The sequence below is a fragment of the Rhodoferax sp. genome, from assembly GCF_014859475.1.
Taxonomy (GTDB): Bacteria; Pseudomonadota; Gammaproteobacteria; order Burkholderiales; family Burkholderiaceae_C; genus Rhodoferax.
On sequence record NZ_JACUUE010000092.1, the window covers coordinates 1 to 9842 of the forward strand.

Genomic DNA, 9842 nt, shown 5'->3' on the forward strand with positions numbered 1-9842 from the left:
TAGCGGTGGTTTGCATGCTTGCCTCACAGGTTTCGATTGGCCATTCTAGCCATCAAGGCAAGACAAAAAAGGGCGCTCTTGGCAGCGCCCTTTGTCTTCGATGTCAAACCAGGCTGAATCAACCCGCCTTGGCTGCCTCCGGCGTGCGCAGGCGAATGTGCAATTCGCGCAACTGCTTTTCATCAACAGGGCTGGGGGCTTGCGTCAACAGGCACTGGGCGCGCTGGGTCTTGGGGAAGGCGATGACGTCGCGGATCGACTCGGCACCGGTCATCAGCGTCACGATGCGGTCCAGGCCAAAAGCCAGGCCACCATGCGGCGGCGCGCCGTATTGCAGCGCGTCAAGCAGGAAGCCGAATTTTTGCTGCGCTTCTTCGGGCGTGATCTTGAGCGCATCAAACACTTTTTTCTGCACCTCGGCACGGTGAATCCGCACCGAGCCGCCACCCATTTCCCAGCCGTTGAGCACCATGTCGTAGCCCTTGGAGATGCAGTTGGCGGGGTCGGTGACCATCAGGTCTTCATGGCCGTCCTTGGGCGCGGTGAACGGGTGGTGCACAGCCACCCAACGGTTGGATTCTTCGTCGTGCTCGAACATCGGGAAGTCCACCACCCACAACGGCGCCCAGCGGTCTTCGAACAGACCATTTTTCTTGCCAAAGGCACTGTGGCCAATCTTGATGCGCAACGCGCCAATGGCATCGTTGACGATCTTTTCCTTGTCGGCACCAAAAAACAAAATGTCGCCGTCTTTGGCACCAGTGCGTTTGAGGATTTCTGCCAGCGCGGCATCGTGCAGGTTTTTGACGATGGGGCTTTGCAGACCGTCGCGGCCCTTGGCCACGTCATTCACCTTGATCCAGGCCAGGCCCTTGGCACCATAAATCTTGACGAATTCACCGTAGTTGTCAATTTCGCTGCGCGTGATCTCGGCGCCGCCCGGCACACAGAGCGCCACCACGCGGCCACCTTTGGTGGTGGCAGGTGTCGAGAACACCTTGAAATCAACGTCGCCCACAACGTCGGTGAGTTCGGTGAATTCGAGCTTGACGCGCAGGTCGGGCTTGTCCGAGCCAAAACGGCGCGCCGCCTCCTGGTAGCTCATGACCGGGAACTCGCCCAGGTCAACGCCCAAGGTGTTCTGGAACACAGTCTTGATCATGCCCTGGAAAATCTCGCGAATTTCCTCTTCGTCCAGGAACGAGGTTTCGATATCGATCTGGGTAAATTCGGGCTGGCGGTCGGCGCGCAGGTCCTCGTCGCGGAAGCACTTGGTGATCTGGTAGTAGCGATCGAAACCCGCCACCATCAGCAGCTGCTTGAACAGCTGCGGGCTTTGCGGCAAGGCAAAAAAGTGGCCGTAATGCACCCGGCTGGGTACCAGGTAATCGCGCGCCCCTTCCGGCGTGCTCTTGGTCAACATCGGGGTTTCGATATCGACAAAACCGTTGGCATCGAGAAACTTGCGTACTTCCATGCTCACGCGGTAGCGCAACATCAGGTTGTTTTGCATGTAGGGGCGGCGCAAGTCGAGCACCCGGTGCGTCAGACGCGTGGTTTCACTGAGGTTGTCTTCGTCGAGCTGGAACGGCGGCGTGACCGAGGGGTTGAGCACCGTGAGTTCGTGACACAGCACTTCGATCTTGCCACTCTTGAGGTTGGCGTTGACGGTACCGTCCGGACGCGCGCGAACCAGGCCTTTGACCTGGATGCAGAACTCGTTGCGCAGGTCTTCGGCCACGCCAAACATCTCGGCGCGGTCGGGGTCGCAGACCACCTGCACATAGCCTTCGCGGTCACGCACGTCAACAAAAATCACGCCACCGTGGTCACGCCGACGGTTAACCCAACCGCACAGCGTGACGGCTTGGCCCATCAAGGCCTCGGTGACCAATCCACAATAATGAGAACGCATTGCCATAAAACTGCTTTCTAAAGCCACCTCAAAGAAGTGGCAGGGTTGTCAAAAAAATTATTTGGGCGCAATCCCGGAGGCAGTGGGAGCCACCGACCCCATCGAAATCACATAGGTCAGCGCTTCATCGACGCTCATTTCGAGTTCAATCACATCACTGCGCGGCATCATCAGAAAAAACCCGCTGGTGGGGTTGGGTGTGGTGGGCACATAAACGCTGATAAAGTCCGGGCCCAGGTGCTGCGCCACCTCGCCGGCCGGTGTGCCGGTCTGAAACGCAACCGTCCAGGCACCGGGACGCGGATACTGCACCAGCAAGGCGGTGCGAAACGCATTGCCGTTGCTTGAAAACAGCGTGTCAGAAACCTTTTTGACGCTGTTGTAAATGGTCTTGAATACCGGGATATTGGTCTGGATGCGGTGCCACTGCACCAGCCACCAGCGCCCGGCCACGTTGGAAACCAGCGCCCCGGTGATGAGCAGACCGCCAAAAACCAGGATCACGCCAAGGCCGGGGATATGCTTGAAGTACTCCAGCGTGCCAGTCAGGGATTCCGGCAAAACGGCCTGCAACACCGTCAGCAATCCGACAAAAATACCATCGAGCAAATCCATCAACCACAACAGGACGGCAAAGGTGATGGCCGTGGGCAACCAGACCAGCAGACCCGTCAACAGGTATTTTTTAAAGGGCACGGGAACTTTCAGCGCAATTGACTCAGCTGTGGCAGGCACAACCGGTGCCGCAACCAACGGCCGACGCGGTATCAGCCTTGGCAGTGGTGCTGGTGGTGCTGGCACCGCTGTCGGTGGCGGGCGTCTTCACCGCTTCTGCTGCCGGCGCAGGCGCAGTTGCCGTGGACGCGCTGCCGCCGCCCTTGAAATCGGTGGCGTACCAGCCCGAACCCTTGAGCTGGAAACCTGCGGCGGTAAGCTGCTTGACAAAGCTCGCCTGGCCGCACGCCGGGCACTCGGTGAGCACCGGATCAGACATCTTTTGCAACACATCCTTGGCAAGGCCACAGGCGTTGCATTTATAAGCGTAAATAGGCATGGTATTGAAGCGAAAGAAAGAGTCGCAAAGCCGATGATTATAAAGTGCACCGTCCGCCCGGCGCCGACGGGGTGCAAGCCGTCAAAAAAGGCGCACCCGCACCAAAATCTGCATGACGATCAAGCCCAGCACAAAACCAATGCCGCCGTACATGATGGCTTGCAACAGTTTGTTGGTCCTTTTTTGCTCGGCCAACAAGGCTTGCAGCTCCAGCGAATTGGTCTTGGCACTCGCCTGCTGCAAAAAGTCAAACAACAAGCGCGGCAGCTCGGGCAGCATCTTGGCGTAGCGTGGCGCTTCGTTACGCAACTCCTTGAACAATTTTTTGGGACCGACCTGCTCCACCAACCATTTTTCAAGGAACGGTTTGGCGGTGTGCCACAAGTCCAGTTCTGGATCAAGCTGGCGCCCCAGGCCCTCAATGTTGAGCAGGGTCTTTTGCAACAGCACCAGCTGCGGCTGGATTTCGACCTGAAAACGGCGCGAGGTCTGGAACAGCCGCATCAGGATCATGCCCAGCGAAATCTCCTTGAGCGGCCGGTCAAAATATGGCTCGCACACCGCGCGCACGGCGGCTTCGAGCTCGTCAACCCGGGTGCTGGCGGGCACCCAGCCCGACTCGATGTGCAACTCGGCCACGCGCTTGTAGTCGCGGCGAAAAAACGCGATGAAGTTTTGCGCCAGGTATTCCTTGTCGCCTTCGGTCAGGGTGCCAATAATGCCGAAGTCGAGCGAAATATAGCGCCCAAAGGTAGCCGGATCCAGGCTCACCTGGATGTTGCCAGGGTGCATGTCGGCATGGAAAAAGCCGTCGCGAAACACCTGGGTAAAAAAGATGGTGACGCCATCGCGCGCCAGCTTTGGGATGTCCACCCCGGCAGCCACCAGACGCTCGACCTGGTTGATGGGCACACCCTTCATGCGCTCCATCACGATCACCTCGGGCATGCAGTAATCCCAGTACATCTCGGGAATTAGCACCAGGTCGAGGTCAGCCATGTTGCGACGCAGTTGCGCAGCGCTCGACGCTTCGCGCACCAGGTCAAGCTCATCGTGCAGGTATTTCTCGAACTCGGCCACGACCTCGCGCGGCTTCAGGCGCTTGCCGTCTTCTGTCAGACCTTCAACCCAGACCGCCAACATGCGCAGCAGTGCCAGGTCTTTGTCGATCACGGTCAACATGCCCGGGCGCAGCACCTTGACGGCGACATCCTGAGGATTGCCATGGCGGTCTTTGAGCACCGCAAAATGCACTTGCGCAATGGAAGCGCTGGCCACCGGTTGGCGCTCGAACGAGACAAAAATATCGTCCACCGACTTCCCGAAAGCGCGCTCGATGATGCTGATGGCCACCTCGCTGGGGAACGGTGGCACGCGGTCTTGCAACATGGCCAGCTCGTCGGCAATGTCAAGCGGCAGCAGATCGCGCCGCGTGGACAGCACCTGGCCAAACTTGACAAAAATGGGGCCCAGGCTCTCCAGGGTCTGACGGATGCGTTGACCGCGCGGCGCGTCGAGCTTGCGCCCGAGTGTCAGAAGTCGGGCAAGGCGCAGCAACCACGGTTTCTTGAAGCTGGTGAGCACCAGCTCATCCAGGCCATTGCGCAACATCACCCAGAGGATGAAGGCGCCTCGAAAAATATTGGTCATTTGGCCGACTTGCCGGGCGCGAACGCTGCTGCTTTGGCCAGAAATTGACGCAGGCTGGTGCTCATGGTCTGGGCCAACTGACTCAGGGTGTGCGCCGGCACATCACCAATGATGCGCGCCAGGTCTTCTTCCATGTCCCAGCGCACATGCTCGGTGAGCCAGTTCACCTCGGCCGCCAACTGCACATCGCCTTCGATACGCACCGCTGGCTTTTCGCCCTTGAAGACCGCCTGCGCCAGCGCCAGCGGCGACTCGTCAGTGACCGTCAGCACCAGATCGGGCTTGGCCTCGGGGTCTGCCAGATCGAGCAACCCGGCAGGCGTGGCGACCAGTTTGAAGTAAAACGTGCGCCATTGCGCCAGCATGATCTGGCCCTGATGGCGCGCCAGCCGTGTCATGGCTTCGCTTTCCTGCATCAACACGTGGTTGAGCAGCAAAACAATGCGTCGCTGGGCCTCGCTGACGGCCCAAGCCGGCGGGGCAAATTTGGGAAGCGGGAGTTTTTCTGCAAAACTCTCCAAAAATGCAAAAGGGGTCTGTGTTGCCATAGACCCCATTATTCCCTGAAATCGCAAGACTGCGCTTACTGCAGGGCCTGAACCCCCGCCACCAGCCAGCCGCTGCGGCCGCTTTTGGGTTTGATCATGTTCCAGACTTCGCGGAACGGGCTCGCTCCTGCAGAAGGCTCTTCACGAATCATGCCGGTAAATTCGACACTGGCCATGTACTCGTCGCCGAGGTCTTCAATACCGAGCAAATGCGCCTCGATCATCACCACTTCGGTCTGGTTCACCGGGCCGCCGGTATGGGCTTGACGCTCGGCCAGTTGCGCCTGGATTTCCTTGAGCATGGTGTCGGTCATCATGACGCGCAAGGCAGGAATGTCAGACTTGTCCCAAGCCGCCTGCAAAGAAACAAAATTGGCCTTGGCCGCCTGCAGGAAACCTTCGGAATCGAAACCTTCGGGGATGCCCCAGGTCTGTGAACCCGACAGGCCGGAGCCAATCATGGAACCCGTTGCGGCCGGGGGCGCAGAGCCAGACAGGGTCGCGTCGAAGGCTGCCGTGTTGCGCTCCCAAGGGCGCGCAGAAGCATCATTGCCCACATTTTCCGGACGGTAACTCGCGGGCATGGCAGCCTGACCAGCCGCACTTGAGGCAGCGCCCTGAAACGCAAAAGGCGAAGCAGACGCCTGAGAAGCCGCATTGTTACGCCGCCTGAACCAGGTCACGGCGGCCATGATCAGCATGGCCAGCAAGGCAAGCATCAAAATTTGCCCCATCTCTTCACCCAGACCCAGCGAACTGGCCAACCAGGCCAGACCCAAGCCAGCGGCCAACCCGCCCAGCATGCCGCCCAAAGGCCGTTTAGGCGCGGTGGCAGTCGGCGCAGTGTTGGCCGGCGCGGTGCTGGTAGCCGCCTTTGATGGCGCGGTAGGCGCAGGTGCCGCCTGACGCGTCACATTGTTGGACTGCTTGCCAAACGACAAGCCGCCACCAAATCGTCGGGCCGCGTCGGCATGCCCCGCCAGCAGCACCAGACATATCGTCACCAAGGGAAGCCATCGTTTCATACCATCTCCAAAATTCATCTGCCAATAAAAGTGATCGGATAGGCAACGCGTCGAATCAATTCAACATTTGATACCTACATGCAAGGCTACCAGACCCCCGGTCAAGTTGTGGTAATCGACATGGCCAAAGCCATTAACCTTCATCAGGGATTTGAGCTCTTCCTGGCCCGGATGCATGCGAATCGACTCGGCCAGATACTGGTAGCTTGAGGCATCGCCCGCCACCCACTCGCCCAGTTTGGGCAGCACCTTGAAGGAATACCAGTCGTAGGCCTTTTCCAGCGGCTTGGCCACTTTGGAAAACTCCAGCACCAGCAGTTTGCCACCCGGCTTGAGCACCCGATTCATCTCGGCGAGCGCCACGTCCTTGTGCGTCATGTTGCGCAAGCCAAAAGCCACGGTGACCAGATTGAAATGGTCGTCGGGGAACGGCAGTTTTTCAGCATCGCACACCAGCGTGGGCAACACCACGCCGGCATCGACCAGGCGGTCACGGCCGGTGCGCAGCATGGCTTCATTGATGTCGGTGTGCACCACCTGGCCGCTCGCGCCCACTTTTTTGGAAAACGCCAGGGCCAAGTCACCGGTGCCCCCTGCAATGTCAAGCACCTTGTCGCCCTCATGCACGTTGGCCACCGTCACGGTGTAGGCTTTCCAGAGGCGGTGCAGGCCCATCGACATGAGGTCGTTCATGACGTCGTATTTGGGCGCAACAGAGTCAAAAACGCCTTTGACATGCTTGGCTTTTTCAGCCTCTTCTACGGTACGGAAACCAAAGTGTGTGGTGCTCATATTTAAATAGTAGTAAGACTAACTTTCATGGCAACTCAGTTGCCCCAAATGATGTAACACGGTCGTCGATGCAAGCCGCGAAGCGGCGTGGCAATCTATGCAGTTTGGGGGCATGGATTGCTTCACTGTGTGCAATGACGACGTTGTTTCACGTTAAAAAGTGCCTCAATGGCTGGCGCAACTGCTGCCGGCTTTTTTAGGCATGGGCGCGTCACGATCCACCCCGGCGGCCGTCAGCCGTGCGTTGTAGTCGGCCCACAACTGGTCCTGCTGCGAACCCAGAAAATAAAGATAGTCCCAAGAAAAAATGCCGGTGTCGTGGCCATCTGAAAACGACGGTTGCACGGCGTAGTTACCCACCGGCTCCAGCCCGGTCAAGGTGACCTCGCGCTTGCCGGTTTGCAGCACTTCCTGGCCTGGCCCATGACCCGCCACTTCGGCCGAAGGCGAATAGACGCGCATCAATTCAAACGGGATGCGGAACTGCTCGCCGTCAGAGAAACTGATTTCCAGCACGCGCGACTGGCTGTGCAGCGTGATGTCTGTGGGCGCTGGTGCGCCGCTTTGTAAACCTGCCATGGTGTGTCACCTCTTCCAAATTATCATGTTATTCAAACCAGTACGCGCTCGATGCCGCCGTCATTGGCCAGCTTGACGTAATCGCCCATCCAATCTTTGCCCAAAATCTGATTGGCCATCTCGACCACAATGTAGTCGGCTTCGAGCAGTCCATTTTGCAAATCATCCTCATAGCGTATCAGGCCCTGCAGGCAACTCGGGCAGCTGGTCAGAATCTTGACGTTGTCTTTGCTGCCGACGGCACCACTGGCGCGCAGCGCGGCTTCACCTTTGCGGATGGATTCTTCCTTGCTGAAACGCACCTGCGTTGAAATGTCGGGGCGTGTCACGCCCAGCGTGCCGCTTTCGCCGCAACAGCGCTCGCTCTTGAGCACCTTGTCGCCCACCAGCGCACGCACCGTCTGCATGGCGTCACCGAGCTTCATCGGGTTGTGGCAGGGCTCGTGGTAGAGGTAGCCGCCCTGCCCGGCCGGCAGCGTGATGCCTTTGTCAAGCAGGAACTCATGAATGTCGATGATGCGGCAGCCCGGAAATATCTTGTCGAATTCATAGCCCTGCAGCTGGTCGTAACACGTGCCGCAGCTCACCACCACGGTCTTGATGTCAAGGTAGTTGAGCGTATTGGCCACACGATGGAACAGCACCCGGTTGTCGGTGATGATTTTTTCGGCCTTGTCATAGTCGCCGCTGCCGCGCTGCGGGTAGCCGCAGCATAGGTAACCCGGTGGCAGCACGGTTTGCACGCCGGCGTGCCACAGCATCGCCTGCGTGGCCAGGCCGACCTGGCTGAACAAGCGCTCACTGCCACAGCCCGGAAAGTAAAACACCGCCTCGGTTTCGGCCGTGGTCACTTGCGGGTTGCGGATGATCGGCACGTAGTCTTTGTCTTCAATGTCCAGCAGCGCGCGCGCCGTTTTCTTGGGCAGACCGCCGGGCATTTTTTTGTTGATGAAGTGAATCACCTGCTCTTTGACCGGTGCCTTGCCCAGCGTGGCTCGCGGCGCGTTGGTTTGTCGGCGCGCCAGCACTTTCAGCAAGTCGTTGGCCAGGCGCTGTGCCTTGAAGCCAATGCCCACCATGCCCGCGCGCACCATCTTGATGGTCTCGGGGTTGGTAGCGTTCAAAAAGAACATGGCCGTCGCACTGCCAGGGTTGAATGACTTTTTGCCCATCTTGCGCAACAGGTTGCGCATGTTCATCGACACTTCGCCAAAGTCGATGTTGACCGGACAGGGCTGCAGACACTTGTGGCACACAGTGCAGTGGTCGGCCACGTCTTCAAACTCCTGCCAGTGCTTGATGCTGACGCCCCGGCGCGTCTGTTCTTCGTACAAAAAGGCCTCCACCAGCAGACTGGTGGCCAGAATCTTGTTGCGCGGCGAATACAGCAAATTGGCGCGTGGCACATGGGTGGCGCACACCGGTTTGCACTTGCCACAACGCAGGCAGTCTTTCACACTGTCGGCAATGGCACCAATGTCGCTCTGTTGCATGATCAGCGACTCGTGCCCCATCAGGCCAAAGCTGGGGGTGTAGGCGTTGGTCAGGTCGGCATACAAGCGGCCTGCGGTGGGCTCGGCGCGCAGCAACTTGCCCTTGTTAAACCGTCCCTCAGGGTCCACTTTGGCCTTGTAGTCGGTGAACGGCTGCAGTTCGGCATCGCTCAAAAATTCCAGCTTGGTGATGCCAATGCCGTGCTCGCCCGAGATCACGCCGTCCAGGCTGCGTGCCAGCGCCATGATGCGTTTGACCGCGCCGTGAGCCGCTTGCAGCATGTCGTAGTCGTCGCTGTTGACCGGGATATTGGTGTGCACATTGCCGTCACCGGCGTGCATGTGCAGCGCCACCCAAACCCGGCCCTTGAGCACGCGCTGGTGAATGGCGTTGCATTCCTTCAAGATGGCCCCGAACGCCACGCCACTGAAAATCTGCTGCAGCGGCTGACGAATTTGCGTCTTCCAGCTGGCACGCAACGAATGGTCTTGCAGTTGGGGCAACAGCGTCTCGACATCACGCAGCCAGCCTGACCACAACGCGCGCACCTCATCGAGCAGCGCCAGCGCCTGGGCCACGCGGTCTTCCAGCAGTTCGGACGCAGAAATCTCACCGGCGTCGTCTTGCCGGCCCACGGGGAGTTGGCGTTGTCTGAAAAAGTCTTGCAGCGCATCACACAGCGCCAGTTTGTTGCGCAAGCTCAGCTCGATGTTGATGCGCTCGATGCCGTCGGTGTACTCGGCCATGCGCGGCAGCGGGATCACCACGTCTTCGTTGATCTTGAA

Annotated in this window: 9 protein-coding genes; all 9 read right to left on the reverse strand. The window is 59.0% G+C overall.

Annotated elements, in window-relative coordinates; genetic code table 11:
- Positions 1–118 precede the first annotated feature (118 nt).
- Complete coding sequence (gene aspS, locus IBX54_RS09255; RefSeq protein ID WP_296542367.1) at positions 119–1921, reverse strand: aspartate--tRNA ligase; 1803 nt, start codon at positions 1919–1921, stop codon at positions 119–121.
- Between the two features lie 51 nt (positions 1922–1972).
- On the reverse strand, positions 1973–2611 hold the full coding sequence (locus IBX54_RS09260; RefSeq protein WP_296542368.1) for a DUF502 domain-containing protein: 639 nt from the start codon (positions 2609–2611) through the stop codon (positions 1973–1975).
- A 22-nt stretch (positions 2612–2633) separates the two neighbouring features.
- Positions 2634–2969 carry an FmdB family zinc ribbon protein gene (locus IBX54_RS09265; RefSeq protein WP_296542369.1) on the reverse strand — a complete coding sequence of 112 codons (336 nt, stop codon included), beginning with the start codon at positions 2967–2969 and terminating at the stop codon, positions 2634–2636.
- 81 nt (positions 2970–3050) lie between these two features.
- A complete protein-coding gene (gene ubiB / locus IBX54_RS09270; RefSeq protein WP_296542370.1) occupies positions 3051–4619 on the reverse strand; it encodes a ubiquinone biosynthesis regulatory protein kinase UbiB in 1569 nt (522 codons plus the stop codon).
- Entirely contained in the window at positions 4616–5167 is a 552-nt protein-coding gene (locus IBX54_RS09275; RefSeq protein ID WP_296542371.1) for a hypothetical protein, read from the reverse strand. Before IBX54_RS09275 ends, ubiB begins: the two co-directional genes overlap by 4 nt.
- 35 nt (positions 5168–5202) lie before the next feature.
- Positions 5203–6192, reverse strand: coding sequence for a TIM44-like domain-containing protein (locus tag IBX54_RS09280; protein WP_296542372.1), 990 nt, complete (start codon positions 6190–6192; stop codon positions 5203–5205).
- Between the two features lie 60 nt (positions 6193–6252).
- Complete coding sequence (gene ubiE / locus IBX54_RS09285; protein ID WP_296542373.1) at positions 6253–6984, reverse strand: bifunctional demethylmenaquinone methyltransferase/2-methoxy-6-polyprenyl-1,4-benzoquinol methylase UbiE; 732 nt, start codon at positions 6982–6984, stop codon at positions 6253–6255.
- Between the two features lie 165 nt (positions 6985–7149).
- Complete coding sequence (locus tag IBX54_RS09290) at positions 7150–7563, reverse strand: DUF971 domain-containing protein (RefSeq protein ID WP_296542374.1); 414 nt, start codon at positions 7561–7563, stop codon at positions 7150–7152.
- Between the two features lie 32 nt (positions 7564–7595).
- A partial coding sequence (locus tag IBX54_RS09295) for a DUF3400 domain-containing protein (RefSeq protein ID WP_296542375.1) occupies positions 7596–9842 on the reverse strand: 2247 nt, incomplete at its 5' end.

Excerpts from the sequence above, each read along its gene's own strand:
- IBX54_RS09290 (WP_296542374.1), bottom strand. The coding sequence starts at position 7,563 with ATGGCAGGTTTACAAAGCGGCGCACCAGCGCCCACAGACATCACGCTG.
- ubiE (WP_296542373.1), bottom strand. The coding sequence starts at position 6,984 with ATGAGCACCACACACTTTGGTTTCCGTACCGTAGAAGAGGCTGAAAAA.
- IBX54_RS09280 (WP_296542372.1), bottom strand. The coding sequence starts at position 6,192 with ATGAAACGATGGCTTCCCTTGGTGACGATATGTCTGGTGCTGCTGGCG.
- IBX54_RS09265 (WP_296542369.1), bottom strand. The coding sequence starts at position 2,969 with ATGCCTATTTACGCTTATAAATGCAACGCCTGTGGCCTTGCCAAGGAT.
- aspS (WP_296542367.1), bottom strand. The coding sequence starts at position 1,921 with ATGGCAATGCGTTCTCATTATTGTGGATTGGTCACCGAGGCCTTGATG.
- IBX54_RS09275 (WP_296542371.1), bottom strand. The coding sequence starts at position 5,167 with ATGGCAACACAGACCCCTTTTGCATTTTTGGAGAGTTTTGCAGAAAAA.
- ubiB (WP_296542370.1), bottom strand. The coding sequence starts at position 4,619 with ATGACCAATATTTTTCGAGGCGCCTTCATCCTCTGGGTGATGTTGCGC.